Origin of the sequence: Nonomuraea sp. NPDC050022 (assembly GCF_044460705.1) — a bacterium.
Classification (GTDB): Bacteria; Actinomycetota; Actinomycetes; order Streptosporangiales; family Streptosporangiaceae; genus Nonomuraea.
The window spans coordinates 612,610-636,220 of record NZ_JBITKE010000008.1; the positions used below are offsets into that span (position 1 = coordinate 612,610).

General features: G+C 70.3%; 21 protein-coding genes and 1 pseudogene. 14 read left to right on the top strand and 8 right to left on the bottom strand.

Translation table 11 applies throughout. The features are described from left to right. The first annotated feature begins 40 nt into the window (after positions 1-40). Genes ACIBO2_RS35045 through ACIBO2_RS35055 form a run of 3 tightly spaced genes read left to right on the top strand, consistent with a single transcriptional unit; the run spans position 41 to position 3,250 of the window. Entirely contained in the window at positions 41-1,132 is a 1,092-nt protein-coding gene (locus tag ACIBO2_RS35045; protein WP_397302510.1) for a Gfo/Idh/MocA family protein, read from the top strand. 5 nt (positions 1,133-1,137) lie between these two features. Then, the gene (locus tag ACIBO2_RS35050) at positions 1,138-1,554 is read left to right on the top strand and encodes a gluconate 2-dehydrogenase subunit 3 family protein (RefSeq protein ID WP_397302513.1); all 417 of its coding nucleotides are present in this window, start codon (positions 1,138-1,140) and stop codon (positions 1,552-1,554) included. Between the two features lie 43 nt (positions 1,555-1,597). Next, positions 1,598-3,250, top strand: a complete 1,653-nt coding sequence (locus ACIBO2_RS35055) for a GMC oxidoreductase (protein WP_397302516.1) — start codon at positions 1,598-1,600, stop codon at positions 3,248-3,250. 42 nt (positions 3,251-3,292) lie between these two features. Here the strand turns inward: ACIBO2_RS35055 and ACIBO2_RS35060 are convergent, their stop codons facing one another. Further along, a complete protein-coding gene (locus ACIBO2_RS35060; protein WP_358552394.1) occupies positions 3,293-4,225 on the bottom strand; it encodes an NADP-dependent oxidoreductase in 933 nt (310 codons plus the stop codon). Positions 4,226-4,653: 428 nt separating this feature from the next. Here ACIBO2_RS35060 and ACIBO2_RS35065 point away from each other — a divergent pair, with 428 nt between their 5' ends. From ACIBO2_RS35065 to dmpG, 8 genes are all read left to right on the top strand, one after another. Continuing rightward, positions 4,654-6,210, top strand: a complete 1,557-nt coding sequence (locus ACIBO2_RS35065) for an ABC transporter substrate-binding protein (RefSeq protein ID WP_397302519.1) — start codon at positions 4,654-4,656, stop codon at positions 6,208-6,210. A 33-nt stretch (positions 6,211-6,243) separates the two neighbouring features. Further along, on the top strand, positions 6,244-7,191 hold the full coding sequence (locus tag ACIBO2_RS35070; protein ID WP_358552398.1) for an ABC transporter permease: 948 nt from the start codon (positions 6,244-6,246) through the stop codon (positions 7,189-7,191). Between the two features lie 32 nt (positions 7,192-7,223). After that, positions 7,224-8,090 (top strand): ABC transporter permease, encoded by an 867-nt coding sequence (locus tag ACIBO2_RS35075; protein WP_397302521.1) that lies wholly within the window; start codon positions 7,224-7,226, stop codon positions 8,088-8,090. After that, complete coding sequence (locus ACIBO2_RS35080) at positions 8,087-10,183, top strand: dipeptide ABC transporter ATP-binding protein (RefSeq protein ID WP_397302524.1); 2,097 nt, start codon at positions 8,087-8,089, stop codon at positions 10,181-10,183. The genes ACIBO2_RS35075 and ACIBO2_RS35080 overlap by 4 nt, the downstream gene beginning before the upstream one ends. 26 nt (positions 10,184-10,209) lie before the next feature. Continuing rightward, complete coding sequence (locus ACIBO2_RS35085) at positions 10,210-11,100, top strand: sugar phosphate isomerase/epimerase family protein (RefSeq protein WP_397302526.1); 891 nt, start codon at positions 10,210-10,212, stop codon at positions 11,098-11,100. A gap of 97 nt (positions 11,101-11,197) precedes the next feature. Then, positions 11,198-11,992, top strand: coding sequence for a 2-keto-4-pentenoate hydratase (locus tag ACIBO2_RS35090; RefSeq protein ID WP_358552406.1), 795 nt, complete (start codon positions 11,198-11,200; stop codon positions 11,990-11,992). After that, on the top strand, positions 11,989-12,885 hold the full coding sequence (locus ACIBO2_RS35095; RefSeq protein WP_358552408.1) for an acetaldehyde dehydrogenase (acetylating): 897 nt from the start codon (positions 11,989-11,991) through the stop codon (positions 12,883-12,885). Before ACIBO2_RS35090 ends, ACIBO2_RS35095 begins: the two co-directional genes overlap by 4 nt. Then, a complete protein-coding gene (gene dmpG, locus ACIBO2_RS35100) occupies positions 12,882-13,904 on the top strand; it encodes a 4-hydroxy-2-oxovalerate aldolase (RefSeq protein WP_358552410.1) in 1,023 nt (340 codons plus the stop codon). Before ACIBO2_RS35095 ends, dmpG begins: the two co-directional genes overlap by 4 nt. A 119-nt stretch (positions 13,905-14,023) precedes the next feature. Here dmpG and ACIBO2_RS35105 read toward each other — a convergent pair whose 3' ends face one another. Further along, positions 14,024-14,818 (bottom strand): IclR family transcriptional regulator, encoded by a 795-nt coding sequence (locus ACIBO2_RS35105; RefSeq protein ID WP_358552412.1) that lies wholly within the window; start codon positions 14,816-14,818, stop codon positions 14,024-14,026. A gap of 117 nt (positions 14,819-14,935) precedes the next feature. Here ACIBO2_RS35105 and ACIBO2_RS35110 point away from each other — a divergent pair, with 117 nt between their 5' ends. Beyond that, entirely contained in the window at positions 14,936-15,766 is an 831-nt protein-coding gene (locus tag ACIBO2_RS35110; RefSeq protein WP_397302531.1) for an alpha/beta fold hydrolase, read from the top strand. A 32-nt stretch (positions 15,767-15,798) separates the two neighbouring features. On the opposite strand, the gene ACIBO2_RS35115 is transcribed toward ACIBO2_RS35110, so the two are convergent. The 5 genes from ACIBO2_RS35115 to ACIBO2_RS35135 form a co-directional block, all read right to left on the bottom strand. Further along, a complete protein-coding gene (locus tag ACIBO2_RS35115; protein WP_358552416.1) occupies positions 15,799-16,647 on the bottom strand; it encodes an IclR family transcriptional regulator in 849 nt (282 codons plus the stop codon). A 173-nt stretch (positions 16,648-16,820) separates the two neighbouring features. Next, positions 16,821-17,081: a universal stress protein gene (locus ACIBO2_RS35120; RefSeq protein WP_397302534.1), complete on the bottom strand. Its 261-nt coding sequence runs from the start codon at positions 17,079-17,081 to the stop codon at positions 16,821-16,823. After that, the gene (locus ACIBO2_RS35125) at positions 17,074-17,373 is read right to left on the bottom strand and encodes a universal stress protein (RefSeq protein WP_397302537.1); all 300 of its coding nucleotides are present in this window, start codon (positions 17,371-17,373) and stop codon (positions 17,074-17,076) included. The genes ACIBO2_RS35120 and ACIBO2_RS35125 overlap by 8 nt, the downstream gene beginning before the upstream one ends. A gap of 261 nt (positions 17,374-17,634) precedes the next feature. Continuing rightward, on the bottom strand, positions 17,635-19,146 hold the full coding sequence (locus ACIBO2_RS35130; RefSeq protein WP_397302540.1) for a wax ester/triacylglycerol synthase family O-acyltransferase: 1,512 nt from the start codon (positions 19,144-19,146) through the stop codon (positions 17,635-17,637). A gap of 174 nt (positions 19,147-19,320) precedes the next feature. Next, positions 19,321-19,845, bottom strand: a complete 525-nt coding sequence (locus ACIBO2_RS35135; protein ID WP_358552424.1) for a hypothetical protein — start codon at positions 19,843-19,845, stop codon at positions 19,321-19,323. 325 nt (positions 19,846-20,170) lie between these two features. On the opposite strand from ACIBO2_RS35135, the gene ACIBO2_RS35140 reads away from it, so the two are divergent. Further along, positions 20,171-20,347 carry a hypothetical protein gene (locus ACIBO2_RS35140; protein WP_397302543.1) on the top strand — a complete coding sequence of 59 codons (177 nt, stop codon included), beginning with the start codon at positions 20,171-20,173 and terminating at the stop codon, positions 20,345-20,347. Between the two features lie 5 nt (positions 20,348-20,352). On the opposite strand, the gene ACIBO2_RS35145 is transcribed toward ACIBO2_RS35140, so the two are convergent. Continuing rightward, positions 20,353-22,041 carry a GAF domain-containing protein gene (locus tag ACIBO2_RS35145; protein ID WP_397302546.1) on the bottom strand — a complete coding sequence of 563 codons (1,689 nt, stop codon included), beginning with the start codon at positions 22,039-22,041 and terminating at the stop codon, positions 20,353-20,355. A 1,109-nt stretch (positions 22,042-23,150) separates the two neighbouring features. On the opposite strand from ACIBO2_RS35145, the pseudogene ACIBO2_RS35150 reads away from it, so the two are divergent. Next, positions 23,151-23,597: pseudogene (locus tag ACIBO2_RS35150) on the top strand (hypothetical protein); the annotation flags it as partial. Positions 23,598-23,611: the final 14 nt, after the last annotated feature.

Below are 23,611 nucleotides of genomic sequence, written 5' to 3' on the forward strand. Positions count from 1 at the left end.
GCCCTCACGATTGAATCCCCTAAGGAAGGACAGCGAAGACATGGCGACACACCACCGCATCGGCATCCTCGGCAGCGGCAACATCTTCAGCCGGTACGTCACCGGCATGGCCCGCTACCCGGAGCTCGAGATCGTCCGCGTCGGCGACATCGACGTCGACCGGGCCAAGCGGGCCGCCGGCGAGCACGGCATCCCGGGGTGGGGGGACGCCGACGAGCTCTACGGCGACGACTCGATCGACATCGTGGTGAACCTGACCCCGCCGGCGCACCACGCGAGCACCATCATGCGGGCGCTCGACGCCGGCAAGCACGTCTACGTCGAGAAGCCGATCGCCACGACCGTCGCCGACGCGAAGACGGTGCTGGCGGCGGCCGCGGCCAGCGGGCGCGTTCTGGGCTCGGCCCCGGACACCTTCCTCGGCAGCGCCAGCCAGACCGCGCGCAAGGCGCTCGACGACGGGCTGATCGGCGAGCCCATCGGCGCGTCGGCGTTCATCCGGCACAGCAAGGCCGAGACCTGGCATCCGGACCCGCGCTTCCTCTTCCAGGCCGGCGGCGGCCCGGTGCTGGACATGGGCCCGTACTACCTCGCCATACTGGTGAACCTGCTCGGCCCCATCAGGTCCGTGGCGGGGGCCGCCCGCATCGGCGCCCCGGTACGCACGGTGACCGCGCCGGACCGGACCGTGGACCACATCGACGTCGAGGTGGCCACCCACGCCTCAGGCGTCCTCGTCTTCGACTCCGGGGTCATCGGCACGACGCTGATGAGCTTCGACGTCTGGGACAGCGATCTGCCCGCCATCGAGATCTACGGCACCGAAGGCACGCTGTCGGTGCCCAACCCCAACCACTTCGACGGCGACGTCCGGGTGCGGCAGCACGGCGAGGCGGACTGGACCGTCCTTCCGCCGGTCGTGGAGTTGTTCGGCGCGGTCGGCACCAAGGAGCAGGCTCGCCGGGGGCTCGGCGTACGGGATCTGGCCGACGCTATCGAGGGCGGCCCGCACCGCGCCAACGCCGCGTTCGCCTTCCACGTGCTCGAGGCGCTCTCCGCGATCGACGGGGCCGCGCAGGTCGTCACCTTGGAGAGCACGTGTGAACGTCCGGCGGGCCGCTTCGAGAGCTGACCGTGATGGCGAACCTGACCGCTTCACAGGTGGCGACCCTGAGCGCGGTCGTCGACACGATCGTCCCCGCCGATGAGCATCCGGGCGGCGTCGAGGCCGGTGTCCTCGACTACCTCGAGGGGCAGTTCGGGCGCGACCTGGCGGGTCTGCGCGCGTACTACGGCGCCGGCCTCGACGCCCTCGACGCCGAGGCCGGCCAGACGTACGGCGCGCGGTTCGACCTCCTCGAACCCGACCGGCGGGAGGCTTTGCTGCGCGCCGTCGAAGCCGGGCAGACGCGCACGCCATGGCCGTTCGACGCGCCGACGTTCGTCAGCACGGTGGTGGAGCACGTCATGGAGGGCTTCTACGGTGATCCGGGCAATGGCGGCAACCGCGACGCCGTCTCATGGCGGATGATCGGGTTCGAGGTGAGCGACTGATGCCGGCGGTCGCGGTGCTGATCGGGTTCGAGGTGAGCGACTGATGCGGGAAGACGCCGGGCGGGGCGAGCGGGTGGACGCGGTGGTGATCGGGTCGGGCGCCGGGGGCGGGGTGGCCGCCGCGGTCCTCGCCCAGGCGGGCAAGCGGGTGCTCGTCCTGGAGCGCGGTCGCGACCTCACCTACGAGCAGATCGGCCGCGACCACCTGCGCAATCACCGGATCGCCCGCTATCCGCACCGCTCCGGACCGGACCTAGAGGGGAGCCCGCGCGTCGCCGTCGACATGATGGGCCGCGAGCATCTGGTACGGGCACACGAGCCGGGCTTCCACGGCAACGCCACGCTGGTCGGCGGCGGCACCCGGCTCTACGGGGCCCAGGCGTGGCGCTTCCTGCCGGCCGACTTCACGATGGCCGGCACGTACGGCGTCCCCGCGGGCAGCAGCCTCGCCGACTGGCCCATCGGCTACGACGACCTGGCACCCCATTACGAGCGCGCCGAATGGGAGATCGGGGTGTGCGGCGACCACGCGGCGAGCAGCCGGCACTGGACGCGCGCGAAGACGTACCCGATGCCCCCGCTTCCCGAGGGCCTACAGGCCAGGGCGCTGCGGCGCGGCGCGGCCGCCCTCGGCTGGGACGTGCTACCGATCCCCCTGCTGATCAACTCGGTGCCGTACGCCGGGCGGGCCGCCTGCACCCGCTGCCAGCACTGCGTCGGCTTCGCCTGCCCGGTGGACGCCAAGAACGGCTCGCACAACACCGTCCTGCGTCGCGCCCTCGCCACCGGCCACGCCCGGCTGCGGCCGGAGGCCGTCGCCGAACGCGTCATCTGCGATGCCGCCGGCCGCGTCACCGGCGTCCGCTGGGTGGACCGCTCGGGGGCACGTCACGTGGTCGAGGCCGAGGTGGTGGTCTGCGCCGCCGGCGCGATCGAGACCGCCCGGCTGCTGCAGAACTCACCGACCCGGCGCGAGCCGTACGGGCTGGGCAACAACCACGATCAGGTGGGGCGGCATCTGCAGGGCCATGCCTACGTGTGGGCGCTGGCCGAGATGGACGAGCCCGTGCACGACGGACGCGGCCCCGGGGTCTCGGTCGCGACGCTCGACTTCGCGCATCACAACGACGGGGTCGTCGGCGGGGCGATGCTCGCGGACGAGTTCACGGTGCTGCCCATCGCCTTCTGGGCGCGGAACCTGCCGCCGGACCTGCCCCGCTGGGGCGCGCTCAACAAGCGGTACATGCGTGACAACTACCGCCGCGTCATGCGTGTGGGGGGACCTGTCCAGGAGATCCCCAGCCCGCACGCGCGCACCCGGCTCGACCGGCACGTACGCGACCGCTGGGGCATCCCCGTCGCCCGCCTGTCCGGCACGACTCATCCCGAGACCCTGCGGACCGCCGCCCACCTGCGGGAACGGGCCGGCGAATGGCTCGTCGCCGCGGGCGCGCGCCGGACGTGGAGCGGACCGGTGCCCTTGGCGTTGCACGGCGGACAGCATCAGTCGGGTACGTGCCGGATGGGCGACGACGAGCGGACGTCGGTCGTGGACCGGTGGGGCCGGGTCCACGGCCATGACAACCTCTACGTCGTCGACGCCTCGGTGCACGTCACCAACGGCGGCGTCAACCCGGTCCTGACGATCATGGCTCTGGCCTTCCGCGTGACCGAACGACTCTGCGCGGAGTGGTGAGCACGACTGTCAACGAGCCGCCGACGAAAGCGTAGGTGAGGCTCAGCGACGCCCGGCGACGTCGAGCACGACCTTGCCGGACACGTGACCGGACTCCACCAACGCCAGCGCCTCAGCCGCCTCGGCCAGCGGAAACACCCGGCCAACGCACGGATCCAGCTTCCCGGCGGCCACGAGCTCGGCCAAGGCCGGCAGCGTCCCCGTACCACCGGTCCGCTTCAGCGGGCGCGCGCCGAAGCGGGCGGCGATCTTCTCGTCGGCCACCGTGGTCACCCGCGTCCGCTCGCTGATCACACCGGCGACCCCGAGCAGCGCGTCACCGCCGACCAGGTCGAGCACGGCGTCGGCGCCCGCCGGAAGCAGGTCGCGGAGCCGGTCGGCGACGTCGTCGCGGTCGTAGGCCATCGCCGTGGCGCCGAGGGACTGGAGAAAGGCGCGCTTCGCCGCGCTCGCGGTGCCCACGACGGCGACTCCGTCCATGGCCGCGAGCTGGACCGCGATCGTGCCCACTCCCCCACCGGCGCCCAGGATCAGCAGCCTCCGCCCTGGGGCCAGGCCGAGCTCGGCGAGACTCTCATAGGCGGTGCCCGCCGCGATCGGCAGCGCCGCCGCGTCCGTGAACGACAGCCCGTCCGGCATGCGCGCCGCCTTTGCCGCAGGCAGTAGCGCCAGCTCGGCGTACCCGCCGCTGCCGCCGACCGTACTGCCGAAGACCCGGTCACCGGCGGCGAGGCCGACGACTCCGGGGCCGGTCCGCACCACGGTCCCCGCGACCTCGCGGCCGAGGGTCGCGGGCAGCCGCAGCGGCAGGAAGGCACGGTGCATGCCCTCACGGACCTTCCAGTCCACCGGGTTGACGCCGGCCGCGCGCACCTCGACGAGCACCTCGCCGTCGCCCGGTTCGGGCGCGGGGACGTCCAGGAAACGCTGGACGTCCGGGCCGCCGTACTCGATGAACGCGTATGTCAGGGGCATGAGCCCGGAGGCTACCCGGCTCCGGCCGACCGGCGTGGCGCCCCGTCTCGGTCAGTGAACCGGTGAGCCGGGCCGGGGGCCACGAATGGGCTGTTCCGGTGAGCGAACCGGTGCGGGGGTACGTCGGAATCCTCCGGTCCTAGGGTGTGAGGCCACCACCTGAAGGACGGTGACGCGACGGTGCGAATGCCTGGCGATCACGCTGCCGACACCCGTTCGGCATCTGGTGATCATCTCGGCCGTCCTCGGCTACGGATGGTGTGGCCGTACCGAAAACGCTCCCTTTATGACGGGAACAAAACTAAAAGCGGCGGGTTGTGCCTGCCTGAGTCGCGAACCATGCTCCTCGCCAGGGGACAAATCGGGCCGACTGTACAATTCCCGACACCCCGGCATACCCACCCCCCAGAACGTCTCGAGGAATATCGATGTCAGTGACGAATTGGCGCCGCCGGCTCACAGCAAGCGCCGCCGGCGCGGCGCTGCTCGCGTCCGCCGCGTGCAGCGCCGCCACCCAGGGCGCCCCGGGGAACTCCGCGTCCGCCGGCCCGGTGAGCCAGGGCGGCAACCTGGTCGTCGGGCAGACCACCGAAGCCGAGCCGGGCTCCTTCCTCAAGACCTCCTTCGGCAACATCCTGTGGGAGTACGCCGTCTTCGAGACGCTGACCCTCATCGATACCAAGACCGGGCAGCCCAACGGCGTCCTGGCCAAGTCGTGGACCCTGGCTCCCGACGGCAAGAGCATGGACATCAAGCTCCGCGACGACGTGACCTTCCACAGCGGCCGCAAGCTGACCGCGGCCGACGTCACCTTCGCCATCGAGAAGGTCCAGGACCCGAAGACCGGGGCGGCCAACCAGTCGATCGCCGCGCAGATCTCCGAGATGAAGGCCAAGGGCGACTACGAGCTGACACTCACCTTCAAGCAGCCGCTGCCGAACATCTTCGACCTCTTCGAGACGATGCCGATCCCGAACAAGGACGCCTACGCCGACTACGCGGCCGGCACCAAGGTGGACGGCACCGGGCGCTTCGAGTGGAAGTCGTGGACGCCGGGCGGCAAGCTCCAGCTCAGCAAGTACGCCAAGTACCGCGATGTCCAGAACACCCGTCTGGACAGCATCGAGGTCAACCTCATCAAGGACCCGACGGCGATGGTCGCGGCCATCCGCAGCGGCCGGGTCCAGTACGGCGTCGGCCTGGCCGGGCTGGACGCGAGAAGCCTGAGCCAGCAGCCGGGCTTCTCCCTCGTGTCCTCCGGCGGCGCGGCGATCCCGCTCGGATTCGACGTGACCAAGCCGCCGTTCGACAACAAGGCCGTGCGCCAGGCGATCCACTACGCGATCGACCGCGACCGCATCGTGCAGCAGGTCGAAGGCGGGCAGGCCCAGGCGACCAACCTGCCGTGGCGGGCTTCCACGATCGGCTATGACGCCGCGCAGACCAAGCAGTACACCTACCAGCCGGACAAGGCCAAGCAGATGCTGGCCGCGGCGGGTGTGAAGGCGGGCACCTCGTTCGAGGTGACCATGCTGAACACGCCCGAGGCCACCGGAGTCTTCCAGATCGTCAAGAACAACCTGGCCGTCGTCGGGCTGGAGGCCAAGCCGGTCATCGCCACGGCCGACTATGACGCCAAGGTCGCGGCCAAGGACATGGGCACGCCCGCCTTCCTGATGATGAACAGCAACGGCCTCTCCCCGGCCAGCGCCGTCGTGAGCCGCCCGGAGCTGCTGGCGGACGAGAACGTCTCGCACTTCAAGAGCCCCGAGTACACCAAGCTCGTGAAGGCGGTCACCACCGCCAGCACCACGCCCGACCAGCAGAAGGCGCTCCACGACTACAGCGCCTACTTCGCCGACCAGGCGTTCGTGCTCCCGCTGATCACCCGCCCCACCCTCACGGTGCGCTCCAACGCCCTGAACGGCCTCGCGCCGACCCAGATGGGCTTCCTCGACATCAGCCGGGCCTGGCTGTCCAAGTAATCGACCTATAGACCGACTGGCGGTATCGAGACGATGGTCCGGTTCCTGATACGCAAGATCCCATCGCTGGTGTTCGTGCTCTTCGCGAGCTCGATCGTCGCCTTCGCCCTGCCTCGCCTGGCACCGGGGGATGTCGCCGTCACCCTCGCCGGCACGGATCCGACCGCGGCCACCATCGCCGCGATCCGGGAGCAGCTGGGGCTGGACCGGCCCCTCGTGCTCCAGTACTGGGACTGGATCGCCGGGCTGCTCCAGGGCGACCTCGGAGAGTCCTACCTCCTGCACCGCAGCGTCGCGAGCCTGATCGGCGACCGGCTCAAGAGCACCGTGGAGCTGTCGGTGTTCGCGACGCTGCTGGTCATCCTGGGTGGAACGCTCCTGGGGGTCCTGGTCGGCTCGGCCAGACGCCGCTGGGCGCGGGCCGGCCTCGACCTGATCAACAGCTTCTTCGTCGCCATCCCGTCGTTCCTCACCGGGCTGGGGCTGATCCTCGTCTTCGGCGTACTGAACCGCTGGCTGCCCGTCAGCGGCGAGGTCAGCTTCGTCGACGATCCAGTGATCGGCTTCCAGTTCCTGATCCTGCCGGCGATCGCGCTGGCCCTGCCCTCGGCGGCGGTCGTCGCCCGCCTGTTGCAGGCGGAGATGCTCGCCGCCAAGAACGAGGACTACGTCGACCTGGCCCTGAGCAAGGGCGCGTCGGCCGCACGGATCACCGTCCGGCACGTGCTGCGCAACAGCGTGGGCACGGCGGTCGTCGCCGTCGGGCTCCAGGTGGGCAACCTGCTGGCCGGCGCGGTCATCATCGAGGCGATCTTCAACCGCAACGGCCTCGGCCAGCTGGCCGTCTCCAGCGTGCAGACCCGCGACTTCACCGTGCTGCAGGTACTGATCCTCGCCATCGTCTTCGTGGCGGTGATCTGTCAGATCCTCACCGAGGTCGTCCTGGCGGCCCTCGACCCGCGCATCAAACTGGGAGAGTAGGGATGGCAGACCTTCCCCTGACATCTGGCCCCTTGGCAACCTCCGACGCGGCGCCGCCACAGGCCCGCCGGCGGCTGAACCCGACCCTGGCTCGCTACCTGTCCGCCTTCCGTACGCCGAAGGGCGTGGTCGGGCTGTCGATGCTCCTCCTCCTGGGACTGGCCGCGCTGCTCGCGCCCGTGCTGTTCCCGGGGGGCTATGACCAGCAGGGCCCGCAGTCGCTGACCGGGATGTCGGGCGCGCACATCTTCGGCGTCGACGAGTTCGGCCGGGACATCTTCGTCCGCAGCGTCTACGGCCTGCGCATCGACCTGAGCCTCATCCTCACCGCGGTGCCCTTCAGCATGGCGATCGGCACGCTGCTCGGTCTGACCGGCGCGATCTCCGAACGCCTGGGCGCCGCCGTGCAGCGACTGCTCGACGTGATCATCGGCTTCCCCGGCCTGATCCTGGGGATCTGCCTGGTCGCCATCCTCCAGCCGGGCTGGCCGGCGCTCTTCCTGACGATCCTGATCAGCGGCCTGCCCACCGCCGGGCGACTGGCCCGCGGCGCGTGGCTGAGCCAGCAGAGCAGGGAGTACGTCCTGGCCGCCCGGGTGATCGGTGTCTCGCGCTGGCAGCTGCTCGTACGCCACGTCCTGCCGAACGCGATGGACGCGATCGTCGTCAACGGCGCCGTCTGGATGGTCGTCGGCGTCTACATCGAGGCCGGGCTGAGCATCGTCGGCCTCGGCGTGCAGCCGCCGACGCCCTCGCTCGGCGTGCTGCTGAACAACGGCCTGCGCTTCGTCACCCAGGCGCCGACGTACATCATCGGCCCCGCCCTGCTCCTTCTCCTGCTCGCGATCGGCTTCAGCCTGCTGTCCGACGCGCTCAACGAGGCGGTGAACCGCCGATGACCTCCCCCAACACCACCGAGTCACCGCTGCCGACTTCCAAGGGCGTGCCGCTCCTGCGGGTCGAGGGCCTGCGTACGGAGTTCCGCCTGAAGAAGGGCGGCGTCAAGGCCGTCAACGACGTCAGCTTCGACATCTACCCGGGCGACGTGCTGGGCATCGTCGGCGAGTCCGGCTCCGGCAAGTCGGTCACGGCGCGCTCCATCATGCGCATGCTCCGCCCGCCGGGCGAGGTCGTCGCCGGCTCCATCCGCTTCGACGGCGAGGACCTGCTCACGCTGCCCGAACGCGAGATGCGGCGGCGGCGCGGCAGCAAGGTGGCGATGGTCTTCCAGGACCCGCAGTCCGCGCTCAACCCCGTCATGAAGGTGGGCGACCAGATCGTCGAGGCCATGACGGTCCACGGCGTCGACAAGCGGGCGGCGCGCGAGCGCGCGATCGAGCTCCTGGAGCAGGTCGGCATCCCCGACGTCCAGACGAAGATCGACCACTATCCGCACCAGTTCTCCGGCGGCATGCGCCAGCGCGTCGTCATCGCGATCGCCCTGGCCAACGACCCCGCGCTGCTGGTCGCGGACGAGCCGACCACGGCTCTGGACGTCACCATCCAGGCGCAGATCCTGCGCCTGCTGGCCAGGCTCCGCACCGAGCTGGGCATCGCCATCGCGATCATCACCCACGACATGGGCGTGGTGGCCGAGCTCTGCACGGACGTCGTGGTCATGTACGGCGGCCGCACGGTCGAGAAGGGCACCGTCGAGCAGGTCTTCGAGCGTCCGCGCCATCCCTACACCGCGGCGTTGCTGGCGGCCATGCCCCGCCTCGACGACGACCGGATCGGCCAGCCGCTGCCCGCCATCCCGGGAGCGCCGCCCGATCCCGCCGCGCCGCCACCCGGCTGCCCGTTCGCCCCTCGGTGCCGTTTCACCGAGGAAGCCTGCGAGCAGGAGCCACCGGCGTTGCTCCAGATCGGTGACGCCGGTCAGGCGGCGGCCTGCTTCGTCGCCCAGCGGGCCGTCGACATCTCGGTCCACGATCCCGGCCCCGCTGTCCCCACCGTCACCGTACAGACCGAGCAGGTCGCTCCCCCTGTGGCCACGGCGGTGCTGGAGGTACGGGACCTGAAGGTCGACGTCGGATCCCGGCGGCGCGGACTGTTCCACCGCGAACCACCCGTGTACGCGGTCGACTCGGTAAGCCTGACGGTGCACCAGGGCCGCACGCTCGGGCTCGTGGGCGAAAGCGGCTGCGGCAAGTCGACGCTGTCGCGCAGCATCGTCGGCATCAACCAGGTCGCCGACGGTTCGATCCTCATCGACGGCGCCGACGTGAGCGCGCTGGGCGAGGAGAATCTGGGCCGGGTCCGTTCCTCGGTGCAGTACCTCTTCCAGGATCCGTACGCGTCACTGAACCCGCGCCGCACCATCCGGCAGTCGCTGGCCGAGGCGCTCGCGTTCAGAGGGATCGGCCGGCGGGAGCGCGAGGACGAGGCACGATCGCTGATGACGCAGGTCGGGCTCCGCCCCGAGTACCTCGACCGCTACCCCCACGCGTTCTCCGGCGGCCAGCGCCAGCGCATCGGCATCGCCCGCGCGCTGGCCCGGCAGCCGCGCGCGCTCATCCTCGACGAGCCGGTCTCCGCGCTGGACATGTCGATCCAGGCGCAGATCATCAACCTGCTGGAGAAGCTGCAGAACGAACTCGGGCTCGGCTACCTGTTCATCGCCCACGACCTGTCGGTCGTACGTCACCTCAGCGACACCGTCGCGGTGATGTACCTCGGCCGGATCGTGGAGCACGGCGACGCCGCCGACGTCTACGGCAACCCGCAGCACCCCTACACCGCCGCCCTGCTGTCGTCGTCGCCCGTCCCCACGGTCTCGGCGCGCTCGCGCGAGCGCATCGTGCTGCCCGGTGATCTGCCCAGCCCGGCGAACCCGCCCTCCGGCTGCCGGTTCCGTACCAGGTGCCCGATCGGCCCGCTGGCGAATCCGGAGCGGACGATCTGTACCGAGGTCGACCCCCAGCTCACCCTCACGGCCACCGGCCAGCGGGCCGCCTGCCACTTCGCCGGCGAACTAGCCCCCAAATCCTGACCCCCCATCTATTGAAAGGAAGCCATATGTCCGGCACACCGAAGATCGCGCTCAACCCGATCCAATGGATGGCCAGCGACGACGGATGGCTGGACCCGTCCCTCGCGCCCGAGCCGAAGCAGCGGCTGTCCCTGATCAAGCAGGCCGGATTCGACGTCGTCATGGCGGAGGTCCCGGCCGGCTGGACCGTGGAGCAGTACCAGGCGCTCCTGGACGAGACCGGCCTGACGCTCGCTCCCGGCTACTTCGTCTGCCGCTCGGACGGGAGGGACGGCACCGAGGACGACGTCGTGGCCGGCGCCGCCGAGACCGCCCGCCAGCATGCCCGGCTCGGCATGACCGAGATCGGCCTGGGCATGGGCATGGGCAAGGACAAGCTGCGGGTGGCGCACCCCGCGCAGGCGTACGACGCCGACGACGCCCGCGTCGAGGCGGTGACGGCGCTGATCGGGCGGATCGCCGACGCCATGGCCGCCGAGGGCGTCCGGCCGTCGCTGCACCCGCACGTCGGCACCTGGATCGAGACCGAGGAGGAGGGCCGGGCGGTGCTCGACGCCATTCCGGCCTCCCGGCTCGGCTTCCTGCCCGACACGGGGCACCTGGCGTGGGCCGGCGCCGACGTCGGCCGGTTCGTGAAGGACTACGCCGAGCGGATCCCGTTCGTGCACGTGAAGGACTGCCGGCTCAGCGTCGCCGCCGAAGGTCGCGAGAAGGACTGGGGTTACCAGCAGACCGTCCTCGCCGGGCTGTGGGTCGAACCCGGCCGGGGCGAGCTCGACCTGCCCGGCATCATCGCCAACCTGCCCGGCGACTTCGACGGGTGGCTGATGGTCGAGGTGGACCGTCCCGACATCGCCGACCCCTACGAGAGCGCGCAGGTGTCGGCCCGCTGGATGCACAGCGCGTTCCCCTCGTAGACCCAGCCCCCTCGTAGACCCAGCGCCGGCGCGGCCCCCTTCCGGCCGCGTCGGCACTCCCGAACGACCCATGTCAAGAACTGCGAGAGGAGCGATTGTGGAGCCAGGCTCCGTGGAGAAGGCCGCCGCCGATCTGCTGGCGGCGTACCGTACCGGCGACCCGATCCAGCCACTTACCACCACTTATCCGGAGCTGTCGGTGGCGGACGCGTACGCCGTCCAGCGCCACCAGATCGACGCCCTGGTCGCGGACGGCGCGGTCGTCAAAGGTCACAAGGTCGGCCTGACCTCGGCGGCGATGCGCCGCCAGCTCGGCGTGGACCAGCCCGACTACGGACACCTGCTGGACTCCATGTTCCACCTGGACGGCGCCCCGATCGACACCCGCCGCTTCCTGCAGCCGCGGATCGAGCCGGAGATCGCCTTCGTGCTCAAGCGTCCACTGTCCGGGCCCGGGGTGACCACGGCCGAGGCCGTCGCGGCGGTGGACTTCCTGCTGCCCGCGCTGGAGATCATCGACTCCCGGATCGCGGACTGGCGGATCACCCTGGCCGACACCATCGCCGACAACGCCTCCAGCGGCGGCGTGGTGCTCGGCACCCGCCCGATCCGGCTGGAGACCGTGGACCTCGCGCTGGCCGGCTGCCTGCTGCACCGCAACGGCGACCTGGTCCAGACCGGGGCGGGCGGCGCCGTACTCGGTTCTCCGCTCAACGCGCTGGTCTGGCTGGCCAACACCCTCGGCGAGCAGGGTGTCGCCCTGGAGGCGGGGCACGTCGTCCTGCCCGGATCGATCACCGTGGCCATCCCGGTCACCGCCGGGGACATCGTCAGCGCCACCTTCGCCGGGATCGGCACCGTGACCGCCCGTTTCCAGGAGGAGATCGCTTGACCAGGCTGAGCGCCGCCATCGTCGGCCCCGGGAACATCGGCACCGACCTGCTGGTCAAGCTGCTGCGCAGCGAAGCGATCGACGTGCACTCCATGGTCGGGGTGGACCCGGCCTCCGACGGCCTGGCCCGCGCCCGCGCCCTCGGCGTCGAGGCGTCCGCGGGCGGCGTGGACTGGCTCCTGGCCCAGGACCGGCTGCCGGACCTGGTCTTCGAGGCCACCTCTGCCAAGGCGCATCTGGCCAATGCCCCGCGCTACGCCGAGGCCGGGATCAAGGCCATCGACCTGACGCCCGCCGCCGCCGGACCGTTCGTGTGCCCTCCGGTGAACCTGGCCGGTCTGTCGGACGTGCCCAACCTCAACATGATCACGTGTGGCGGGCAGGCCACGATCCCGATCGTGCACGCGGTCTCCAGCGTGGTGCCGGTGCCGTACGCCGAGATCGTCGCCTCGATCGCCTCCCGCTCGGCCGGGCCGGGCACCCGGGCCAACATCGACGAGTTCACCCAGACCACCGCCCGCGCCATCGAGCAGGTCGGCGGCGCGGACCGCGGTAAGGCGATCATCATCCTCAACCCGGTCGACCCGCCGATGATCATGCGGGACACCGTGTTCTGCGCGATCCCCGCCGACGCCGACACCGGCGCCATCGCCGCCTCGATCCACGCGATGGTGGCCGACGTCGCCGCGTACGTGCCCGGATACGCCCTGCGCGCCGATCCCCAGTTCGACGGCCCGCGCGAGGTCTGGAACGGTCATGCCCGCGTGGCCGTGTTCCTGGAGGTCCGCGGCAACGGCGACTACCTGCCGCCGTGGGCCGGCAACCTCGACATCATGACCGCCGCGGCCGCCCGCGTGGGCGAGCAGCTCGCGCTCGGAAAGGTCTCCGCGTGACCGACAAGATCAGAATCACTGACTCCACCCTGCGTGACGGCAGCCACGCGATGGCCCACCGCTTCACCGAGGAGCAGGTACGTGGTGTCGTCCACGCCCTGGACCAGGCCGGGGTAGAGGTGATCGAGGTCACGCACGGTGACGGTCTCGGCGGCTCGTCCTTCAACTACGGGTTCTCTCTTGAGGACGACATCAAATTGGTCGCCGCCGCGGTGGACGAGGCGGTCTCCGCCGAGATCGCCGTACTGCTGCTGCCCGGCCTCGGCACGGTGGAGGACCTCAAGCAGGCGCACGGCGCGGGCGCGTCGGTGGCCAGGATCGCCACCCACTGCACCGAGGCGGACGTCTCCCTCCAGCACTTCGCCGCCGCTCGCGACCTGGGCATGGAGACCGTCGGCTTCCTCATGTTGTCGCACCGCATCGGCCCGGCCGAGCTGGCCAGGCAGGCGCGGATCATGGTCGACGGCGGCGCCCAGTGCGTCTACGTGGTGGACTCCGCCGGCGCCCTCGTGCTCGGCGAGGCGCAGGCGCGCGTCAGCGCGCTGGTCGCCGAGATCGGCCAGGAGGCGCAGGTCGGCTTCCACGGCCACCAGAACCTGTCCCTCGGCGTGGCCAACTCGGTCCTGGCCGCCCAGAACGGCGCCCGCCAGATCGACGGCGCTTTGTGCGCGCTCGGCGCCGGGGCGGGCAACGCGCCCACCGAGGTGCTGGTCGCCACCTTCGAACGGCTCGGCGTCCCGACCGGCGTGGACGTCCAAGGCGCGCTCGCCGCCGCCGAGGACGTGGTCAAGCCGTTCCTGCCGCGCCTGCCGTTCGCCGACCGTTCCGCGATCACCCAGGGGTACGCCGGGGTGTACTCCAGTTTCCTGCTGCACGCCGAACGGGCCGCGCTGAGGTACGGCGTGCCCGCGCACGAGATCCTGCAGCGGGTCGGCGAGGCGGGGTATGTCGGCGGGCAGGAGGACATGATCATCGACGTGGCCCTCCAACTCGCCGCCGACCGGGACCGCGTCGCCTGAGCTCTTCTGAAGCAGGGCCGGGCCGGGACCGCGTCACTCTTCGGAGGCGGGCCGGGTCCGCCTCCGGAGACGGGCCGAGGCCGCGTCGCCTGAGCCTCGGGAGACGCGCTTCGGCCAGGTCATGTCCGGCGGTCGATGGCCAGGGAGATGCCCGCGGCGGTCGAGCGGAGTTCGGGCAGCAGCCGCCTGGTCACCAGGCGCGCAAGCGGGGCCGCGGCCGACACCGACGCGACGACCGTTCCGTCGGCGCGCGCGACGGGCACCGCCATGCTGCCGAACCCCAGCAGGATCTCCTCCGTCTCGACCGCGTACCCGCGTTCCCGGACCACTTCAAGCTGCCGCCGCAGGTCTTCTACGGACCCGACCGTCCGTGGCGTCAGGGACGGCCAGCCGGTCAGCGCGAGGCGGCGGAGCCGCTCCTCCCTGTCGGGGCACGTCGCGAGCAGCACCTTCCCCGTCGCCGTGCACGACGCGGGCAGTCGCCCGCCGACCAGGGAGTGCGTATGGACGTTCGCCTCACCCGCGACCTTCTCCACGTACAGCACATGACCGCCGTCGAGGACCGCCAGGTGGATGGTCGCCCGGGTGGCGGCGAACAGGTCGGTGAGCAGGGGCCGGGCCACGCGACGCAGCACCGCCGCCACCGGCACCCGCTGCCCCAGCTCGAACACCCGCATGCCGAGCTGGTAGACGTCCCCTCTGCGTTCGAGCAGCCCCCATTGCACCAGTTCCTGCGCGAGCCGGTACGCCGACGCCTTCGGCACCCCTGAGCGCCGGCTGAGCTCGCTGAGCCGGAGCTCGAAGGCCCCCGACTCGAAGGCGCCGAGCAGGAGCTGGGCCTTGCCGAGAACCGAGTTGGGATAGTCCGCGTCATCGCCGGAGCCGGACGCCTCAGCGAACATCTGTGACGACATCGGGACTCCTTCACGCCGGTCCGGTCACCGGTCCCCTCCGGTAGTGATCGCCGATGCGCCCGGCAAGACTCCGGATGGAAAAGCCAACCTTACCTCCGGCCGACATAAGAGGACGTTTTGGACATTACGCCGCCCCTTCGATTCGGGTACGCCGACTCGCCGTTCGGCCAGCTGCACTACGCCGAGCAGGGCGCGGGCCGCCCTCTCCTGCTGCTGCATCAGACCCCGAGATCCTGGGACGAGTTCCGGGAGTTGATCCCCCTCCTGGCGCCGCACCGGCGCGTCATCGCCATGGACATGGTCGGTTTCGGGGCCAGCGCGAAGGCCCCGGCGCCCCACACCATCGAACTCTTCGCGGCCGGCGCGCTGGCCCTGCTGGACGCCCTGGGCATCGAGTACGCCGACGTCCTGGGCCACCACACCGGCGGCGTGGTGGCCGTCGAGCTGGCGGCGTCCGCGCCGGAGCGGGTCGGGCTGCTCGTCCTGTCGTCGACCCCGTGGACCGACTCCCGATTCCGCCGGTCCCACGCGGACGGTCCGGGGGTGGACGAGGCCGCGCACGCCCCCGGCGGCGACCATCTGCTCACGCTCTGGCGGCTGCGGCAGCCGTACTATCCCGACCCGGCCACGAGCCTGCTCGACCGGTTCGTGCACGACGCCCTGGCGCCCGGGGTCGATCCCGCGGAGGGGCATCGGGCGTGCGCGCGCTACTACATGGAGGACAAGATCGGCTCGGTCAAGACGTCCGTGCTGCTGCTGGGCGCCGCGGCGGACCCGTTCGCGCTGCCGGCCATGGCTCCGCTCCGGGAGAACCTCACCGGGGCGCCGAGCGTGACGTCGGCCGTGGTCGACGGCGGCATGATCCCGCTCATGGAGCACAAAGCCGCGGAAGTGGCCGAGATCGTGACGATGTTCCTGACGGAATCCCCGATCGAAAGCGCCTTGTAGACGTTCCTGATGGGCTGGCCGGTCGGGGGGTGTCAGCTTCTGCCGCCGTCGGCGACCATGATCGACTTCGTGATGCGCCTGCTCACCATGCTCAGCAGCCCCACGTACTTGTTGACGTCGGCGCGGAAGGTCGGCGCCGTCACCGACAGCGCCGCGACCACCGTTCCGGTGGCGCCGGTGAGCGGGATGGCCACGCTGAGATAGCCGACGCGGGTCTGCTCCCGCTCGATGGCGTACCCGACCTTGCGCGCCTGCTGGATCTCCTGGGCGAGCAACTTGGGCGCGGTGATCGTACGGGGGGTCACGCGCGCCAGCGAGGTGGCCACGACATCGCTGAAGAGCGCCCCAGGGCCGAAGGCGATCAGGGCCTTGCCGGTCGCCGTGCAGTGCAGCGGCATGCGTCCGGCGATGCGCGACGGCTTGGACACCTGACCGTGACCGGACACCTTCTCCAGGTAGATCACTTCCAGCCCGTCCAGCACCGCCAGATGGATGGTCTCGCCTGTCGCCTGGTACAGGTCCTCCATGAACGGCCGCGCCGCGTCGCGCAGGATCCGCTGGCGCGGCACGCGCTGCCCGATCTCGAACAGGCGCATGCCCAGCCAGTATTCGGAGCCGCGCCGCTCCAGCAGGCCCCATTGCAGCAGTTCCTGGGCCAACCGGTGGACCGACGCCTTGGCGACGCCGGTGCGGCGGACGATCTCGGACAGGCCCAGACTCTCGTCATCCGGGCCGAACGCCTCGAGGATCAGCCGTACCTTGCCCAGCACGCTGTTCGCCGAGCCGTCGGGCTCGGCCGGGTAGGCGATCGCCACCAGCTGGGGTTCACCGTCGGCATCGGGGGCGGGGAGGCGAGACGACGACGGATAGATAAGGGACATTGGGTGATAATCAGGCCAATGTCCGGTTTCGTTCAACGGTCCTGTTCCGGTGAGCGAGACAGCCCCGCGTGATTCTTCTGCTCAGCGCCGGTTTCGAAGCACCTGTCCACCCCGAGGATTCCGGCGGCCGCCGGGCTTTGGTTGCGGGTCGACTTCCCGTCGGCACAGGGCCTCTATGCGCGCACCACCGCCACCGGGCAACGGGTGTGGTGCAGGACGCCGCGACTGACCGAGCCGAGCAGCAGCGCGCTCACCGTGCCGTGGCCGTGCGAGCCCACCGCCAGCAGATCGGCTCCGGCGGACGCGTCGGTGAGCGCTTCCACCGGCGGCGCCGGCTGGACGTCCTCAATGACCGTCACCTGCGGGTAACCCCCCGTGAACATTCCCACCCGATCACGGACGATCTGCTGCTGCGCGCCACGAACCTCATCCATCTCGTACGGCACCCCCGGCGCGAACGCATGCACCGGCAACTGCCAGGCATGCACCACCCTCAACCTCAGGCTGACGCTCATGAGCCAGCGCCAGCGCCTCCCGCAGAATCCGCTGCCCCTCCCGCAACAACGCGTCAGGCACCGCGGCATTGGGGAACCTGCCGATCTGATACGGCGAACGGTCCACGGCATGCACGATCCGCAACGACTCCCCCATCCGCAGAGCGTCATTGACCGCCCACTCCACCGCGGCCCGCGCGGTCATCGAGCCATCCACCCCAACGACGATCATGATTTCCCTCCTCCGTCACCTCTCCATCCCACCCGCTCACACAGCCTCGGTGCAGGGCCGGAAGTCCGTCAGGCAAGAGCCGAAGGACCCTGTTCGCCCCAGTAACGAGTGAGCGCCAAGGACGCACCGTTCGTCCGGGAGATCACCGAGCATGGGGTGGCCGCCTTCCCCTCGACCGTCGCCTTGCTGCGCGAGTCGCGGCGGCGCGGTTGACGTACCGCTGTGGTGTCGGCGAGCAGGAACTGCCGCGCGGTGATCTCGTCAGCGGGGCTTTGTCGTAGCCGGACGCAGAGGCGCCTTCGTGCCAGTCGATGGACGCTTGGCCACCCTTCGTGGCCGGGCACCCTTGGAACGCAGCGGCGTGACCACCGCCAGGGCGGGGTTTGGGCGGCAAGCGAGGCTCAGCGCTTGAAGTTCGTTCTCGATGGTGCGGGCGAACGGCTCGACCTCGGGCGCGCTGTCGTAGTCGCCGGTGACACCGAAAGTGATCTGATCACCGTACGTGCAGATCGACACGCCGGTACGCAGCCGCAAGGCGATCGGTACGTACGGGAGGATCTCCAACACCCGCCGGCCGAGCAAGTACAGCGGCTCGCGCGGCCCGCGCACGTTGGTGGTGACCGTGACGATGTGGCGCTGCGGCAGGTGGGCGGCCAGCCGCAACCCCCAGGAGATGGGCAAGAACGGCTCGTGCCCCGCCAGCGCGGCCATCGCCTCCTCCACCTGGGCCTGTCTGCTCGCCTTCAATTCGGCGAGGTGCTCGTGCACGACGCGCAGCCGCTCGACCGGGTCGGCCACGTGCACCGGCAGGAACGCCGGCATCAGCGAAACCCGGTTCTCATACCCGCCCTCCTCGCCGCGGGCACGTCCCGACACCGGGACCAGCGAACGCGCCGCGCGCGCGTGCGGCTCCTCGCCGCGCTGGAGCAGCAGGTAGCGGAAACCGCCGCTGATCGCGGACAGTGCCACGTCGTTGACGGTGACGTCCGCCCGGTGGGCGATCTTCCTGACATCGGTCAGCGACGCGCGGGCCACGGCGTAACGCCGGTACGCACTGATCGGGCCGGTCAGGGTGGAGGCGTTCGCGGGCCACAGCGCACCGGTCAGAGCGATCAGACCACGCGCGGTGTCCGCGACACGCCGGATGGTGGCGTGTGGTGCGGCCAGCGCCCGGCCGATCATGCGTGCCTGTTCGAGCGGACTGAGGAGCAGGTCGCGCAGCGCGCCAGCGGCCAGGCTCAGAGTGGACGGCTCGGGGCCTGGAGTCCACACGTCCTGCGGTGGCTCCGCCCCGCCTGCGGGCGACTTGTCGAAGATCGCCTGATTGGGGTACGTGCCGGACATCCCGTCAGCCAGACAAGGGTGCACCTTCGACAACAGCGCCCACCGGCCGCCGGACAAGCCTTCGATCACCCAGTACTCCCACAAGGGCCGGGCTCGATCGAGTCGCTGCGACATGATGTCGCCGATCCGCTCGTGGAGCACCGGATCGTCCCCCGGTGGGGCAAGGGCCACCCGCCGGACGTGATAGGTCAGATCGAACGCGGGGTCGTCCACCCAGACCGGCGAGCCAAGGTCGAACGGCACCTGGCGGGCCTTCTGACGATAGCGCGGCATCAGCCGAAGCCTGGTTCCCATGGCCGTGAGGAACTCCTCCTTGGCGGGCGCCGGTCCTTCGAAGACGGCGATCGATGCAGTCGCAATGGACACCTCGGGTTCCTCGTCTTCGAGATCCAGGAATACCGCATCCAGCGGGCTCATGTGATCGGCCATGACCGTCTCCACCTCCGCGTGCGTCGATGTGCCCCCAGCGTCGTCCCGTGCCGGCGCGGCGGCCAGGGCACAAGGTCCCCGGGCGCTCGCCGTTGTGCCCGATCCGTGAGCGGGTATGTGCCGACACAGTGCGATGCCCGCCCTCGGGCTGGAGGGTGGGCATCGACGCATCCGCTACTTGAGGTAGGGGTTGCGCTGGACGATGGGTAGCTTGCCGAGGCCGAGCGTGGTGCCGGCGCCTGCCAGGGCGAGGCCGACCAGGACGACGGCGTAGATGAGGTGTTCGTCCATGAAGGGATTGTTGGCCAGGGGCAGTTCGGCGGCCCACATGAGGACCAGCATGAGGCTGCCAGTGATGGCGGCGATCCGCAGGCCGACGCCGAGGATGAGTGCCGCGCCGATGCCAAGCAGGCCGAGCATGAACAGCCAGTCCACCCAGGGCTGTCCGGCCAGGGAGCTGAAGAAGCCGCCGAGCGCGTTCTCGCCGGTGCCCTTGAGGAAGCCGGTGGTGGGGCTGCCGCCGGAGATCCAGGCGCGGTTGGCCGGGGTGGCGAAGCCCCAGCCAAAGGTCTTGTCCAGAAACGCCCACAGGAAGATCCAGCCGATCGAGATCCGGGCGATCGCCCAGACATAATCGACCGGGCGAGTGGCGCTGTCGCTCGTGTCGACGTTCATGGGGGTTGAACGTGTGGTGGCCATGACGGCCCCCTTTCAGTGCGGATTGGCGGCTCTTCTCACGCCTCGATCACACCGTCTCCAGTGATCGGCGGGCAGTGCCGTACGACCCGCCATGGCGGGACTTTCGGCACTTCGTACGACGACGCCTACCAACCGCCGCTGCGCGCGCGGCTACGCCATCTGATGGCGCAGGAAGTCGGCGGCCTCCGGCGGCAGGCCGTGGGTGACACGGCCGCCGAGCGCATGACATCGCCCGCGGTGACGCTCTCGCCCGGCTCCTCGGCGGTGCCGCAGGGACGAAATCCCGGGGTGCCTATGCTGTGGGGCTGCACCGTCGGCGAACTGCTTGCCGAATCTGGACGGTCAGGCGGGCCGCTGGATGCGCCGGCCGGTGACCTCCACCGGGGTACTCGCGCTGTCCGATCAGGAGCGCGACACCCTCGACCTGATCGGCGAGGGGCTGACCAACCGGCAGATCGGCGAGAATGACGGGCCTTCGTCCAAAGTGCGACGGCGAATCTGAGCGCATCAGAGAGGAACACTCCAGCGAAGAGCGGTCCCACCGGCCTCTGGAGAGATGACGTCGAAGGACCCCCCAAGCCCGGTGGCACGCTCCTGCAGGTTGCGCAGGCCGCTTCGCCTGCCACCGGCGGGCAGTCCGACGCCATTGTCCTGAACGGCCAGCGTGAGAACGTCATCCGCCACTTCGACGGAAACATCAGCTTTGGAGGCCTTGGCGTGGCGGACCAGGTTGGACAGCGCTTCGCGCAGGACGGCCAGTAGATGCTCGGCGACGGGTTCAGGCACGCGGTTGTCGAGCCGGCCCTCCATCAGCAGGCCCGGCATGAAGCCGAGATGGCCACGAGCGGATTCCACCAACTCCACGATCTGCGCGCGCAGGCTCGGCTCGGCCGTCTCGTGCGACCCCTGCAAGGCGAAGATGGTCGAACGGATCTGCCGGATGGTCTCGTCCAGTTCGTCGATCGCATGCCGCATCCGGCTCGACGCCTCAGGTTTGTCCACCAGCCGGACGGTGCTCATCAGCGTCATCGCGATCGCGAACAGCCGCTGGATGACCACATCGTGCAGATCCTTGGCGATACGGTCGCGATCTTCGAGCAGGCCGAGGCGTTCGGCGTCCCGGCGGGCTTCGGCCAGTTCGAGCGCGATGGCGGCCTGCCCGGCGAACGCCCCCAGCATGCGCAGGTCCGCGGCGCTGAACGGCAGCCGGCCCGACCGTTTCGCCGCTGCCACCACGCCACGTACCTTCTCCCCCATGCCCAGAGGCGTCAGCAGTTCGGGGCCGAAGCCCAGATGACGCAACGGCGAGTTCGTCTCGTGCAGGTCCTGCGCTGAGACGGCCTCACCGCAGGTGTAGACCTGGCCGGCCGCGGTGGCCGTCAGATCGAAGGTCAGGCCCGCCACCTGCTCGGCGTGCTCGCCGTCGACGTACCGCACCACCAGCGACTGGCCGCTCTCCTCCGGTATGAGAATCTTCACCAGGTCGGCGTCGCTCATCTGGCGGGCACGGGTCGCCAGCATCGTGAGCACCTCGCGCGGGTCGGCCCCGGACAGCAGGCTGGTGGTGACCTCCGAGGAGGCCTGCAGCCAGGTCTCGCGCCGCCGAGTCTCCTCAAACAGCCGGGCGTTCTCCACCGCGACCCCGGCGGCCGTGGCCAGCGCGATGACGATCGCTTCATCCTCCTCATCGAACTCGCCACCGCCGCGCTTCTCGGTCAGATACAGGTTGCCGAACACCTCATCGCGCACCCGTACGGGCACGCCGAGAAAGGTGCCCATCGGCGGGTGACCGGGAGGAAAGCCATAGGACTCGGGATGATCGGAGATACGGCCGAGGCGCAGCGGCCGGGCATCCTTGATCAGCAGCCCGAGCAGGCCGAGCCCGTGCGGCCAGTGCTCGATGCGGGCGATCTCCTCCTCGCTCAACCCGACGGGGATGAACTGCAGGAGTGTGTTCTCCTGCCCGACCACGCCCAGCGCACCATAACTGGCGTCCACCAACTTGGTCGCGGTCTCCACGATCCGGCGCAGCACCGTCTCCAGATCCAGATCGCTGCCCACCGACACGACGGCTTCCAGCAGCGCGTGCACCCGGTCCCGGGTGGACAGCACGGCATTCAGCCGCACCTGCAGCTCGGCCAGCAACTCATCCAGCCGCATATTCGGCATCAACGGGCGATGCTCACCTTCCATCATAAAGATCAGTTTTACCCCGAGACGCGCCCACGTCCATCTCCCGCGGGTCGATAAGTGCTCGGCTCTCACTCCAGTACGTCGGACAGTGGCCAGCGGCCCGATTCCTTGTCATCGAAGGTGATCCCGAGCCGCATGATCATCTGCGCCGAAGGCCTCGCCCCGTCAGAGACATCAGCCCTCGTTGAACGATCGCCGCGGACCCCATGGCCAGGACCTTCGGTACCGAGGCCGAGGCCGTACGGCACTGCCGGAGGGCGCGGCACCTGCGACAGCGTGGGTGGCGGGAGGTGCGTCATGTCCCCATCACTCGCCACCGAACTCGGTGCCAGGCGGCTGCTCGTCGCGGCCGGTCAGGCGCCTTCCGTGCTCAACACCCAGCCGTGGCGCTTCACCGTGTCCGGTGAGGAGATCAGTTTGCGGACCGATCCCGACCGGCGACTGCGGGTGAGCGACCCGCGAGGGCGGTCCCAGCATGTGAGCTGCGGCGCGGCGCATCGCCGCCTCTCGCGAGGGGGCGCACTTGCTGCTCCTCGACCGGCGCGGTGTGGGGCAGACGCTCGAGTATGCCGCCATGGCCGAGGACGAGTTGGCTCGAGACCACGGCTACCAGGCGGAACTGGCCGCGTGGACGATGCCGGGGGCGCGCTTCGACGGCGTCCCGGGCTACGTGCACGGGCCACGTCCCCTCAAGGACCCGGCGCCAACGCGGGATTTCGGGCGCCGCGCCGGTGAGGCGCTGTTCGAACGCCGTCCTCACCTCGCGGTGCTCACCACTCCCGGCGATCGACCGCTCGACTGGCTGCGAGCCGGACAGGCACTACAACGCGTGCTGCTGGTGGCCACCGCGCACGGACTGTCGGCGTCGTTCCTCAACCAGCCCCTGGACCTGCGCGACATGCGCCACCGCAGGGACCCGCATCACCGGCGCGGCCACCCCCAAATGATCATCCGGCTCGGTTATGGCCCGTACGTGGCCCGTCCACCGCGTCGCCCGGCCGCCGAACTCGCCGGTCGACGTCGACCACGGCGACCTCCTGACCTGCGGCGATACCTCGACAGCGGGCTGGCAGTCGTGTTCCGTCCGGCCCCGCCACGGGTAGCGTCCTGGCATGGCTTGTTTGAAGCGCTCCTCGCCGCCAAGGGCGGGGGGTTCCAGTCGGGTCGGGCTCCATCCGCGCGGTGGCCTGGGCTGCTGTCGCTTGGGGGTTGGCCTCCCGGCCCACACGATTGCGCTGGAAACCACCTTCACCGCCGAGAACTGGTCGGGCCCGCTCCATGTCCGCGCCGCCCTGGACGGCAGGGTCACCAACAGCGGCCTGGCCCGCTACCGCGAGCTGCGCGGCGACCACCTCACCGGCCATGACACCGGCGACCAGCACGGCCTCACCTGGCTGACCGCCGTGACCCGCTCCTCCCAGATCACCGTGGCGCTCGCCTCCCGTACCGACGCCGCCCCCGCCCGCAAGGTGATCCGCGGAAGGGACCGGATCGGTACAGAACATGTGCTCGACCTCGCGCCGGACGTACGCGCCACGCTGACCAAGACCGTGGCCTTGGTGACCTCACGCGA

Bases quoted from the DNA above. Each gene is read 5' to 3' on its own strand.
- ACIBO2_RS35045 (WP_397302510.1), top strand. From the start codon at position 41: ATGGCGACACACCACCGCATCGGCATCCTCGGCAGCGGCAACATCTTC.
- ACIBO2_RS35050 (WP_397302513.1), top strand. From the start codon at position 1,138: ATGGCGAACCTGACCGCTTCACAGGTGGCGACCCTGAGCGCGGTCGTC.
- ACIBO2_RS35055 (WP_397302516.1), top strand. From the start codon at position 1,598: ATGCGGGAAGACGCCGGGCGGGGCGAGCGGGTGGACGCGGTGGTGATC.
- ACIBO2_RS35060 (WP_358552394.1), bottom strand. From the start codon at position 4,225: ATGCCCCTGACATACGCGTTCATCGAGTACGGCGGCCCGGACGTCCAG.
- ACIBO2_RS35065 (WP_397302519.1), top strand. From the start codon at position 4,654: ATGTCAGTGACGAATTGGCGCCGCCGGCTCACAGCAAGCGCCGCCGGC.
- ACIBO2_RS35070 (WP_358552398.1), top strand. From the start codon at position 6,244: ATGGTCCGGTTCCTGATACGCAAGATCCCATCGCTGGTGTTCGTGCTC.
- ACIBO2_RS35080 (WP_397302524.1), top strand. From the start codon at position 8,087: ATGACCTCCCCCAACACCACCGAGTCACCGCTGCCGACTTCCAAGGGC.
- ACIBO2_RS35085 (WP_397302526.1), top strand. From the start codon at position 10,210: ATGTCCGGCACACCGAAGATCGCGCTCAACCCGATCCAATGGATGGCC.
- ACIBO2_RS35105 (WP_358552412.1), bottom strand. From the start codon at position 14,818: ATGTCGTCACAGATGTTCGCTGAGGCGTCCGGCTCCGGCGATGACGCG.
- ACIBO2_RS35115 (WP_358552416.1), bottom strand. From the start codon at position 16,647: ATGTCCCTTATCTATCCGTCGTCGTCTCGCCTCCCCGCCCCCGATGCC.
- ACIBO2_RS35120 (WP_397302534.1), bottom strand. From the start codon at position 17,081: ATGGATGAGGTTCGTGGCGCGCAGCAGCAGATCGTCCGTGATCGGGTG.
- ACIBO2_RS35125 (WP_397302537.1), bottom strand. From the start codon at position 17,373: ATGATCGTCGTTGGGGTGGATGGCTCGATGACCGCGCGGGCCGCGGTG.
- ACIBO2_RS35130 (WP_397302540.1), bottom strand. From the start codon at position 19,146: ATGGCCGATCACATGAGCCCGCTGGATGCGGTATTCCTGGATCTCGAA.
- ACIBO2_RS35135 (WP_358552424.1), bottom strand. From the start codon at position 19,845: ATGGCCACCACACGTTCAACCCCCATGAACGTCGACACGAGCGACAGC.
- ACIBO2_RS35145 (WP_397302546.1), bottom strand. From the start codon at position 22,041: ATGATGGAAGGTGAGCATCGCCCGTTGATGCCGAATATGCGGCTGGAT.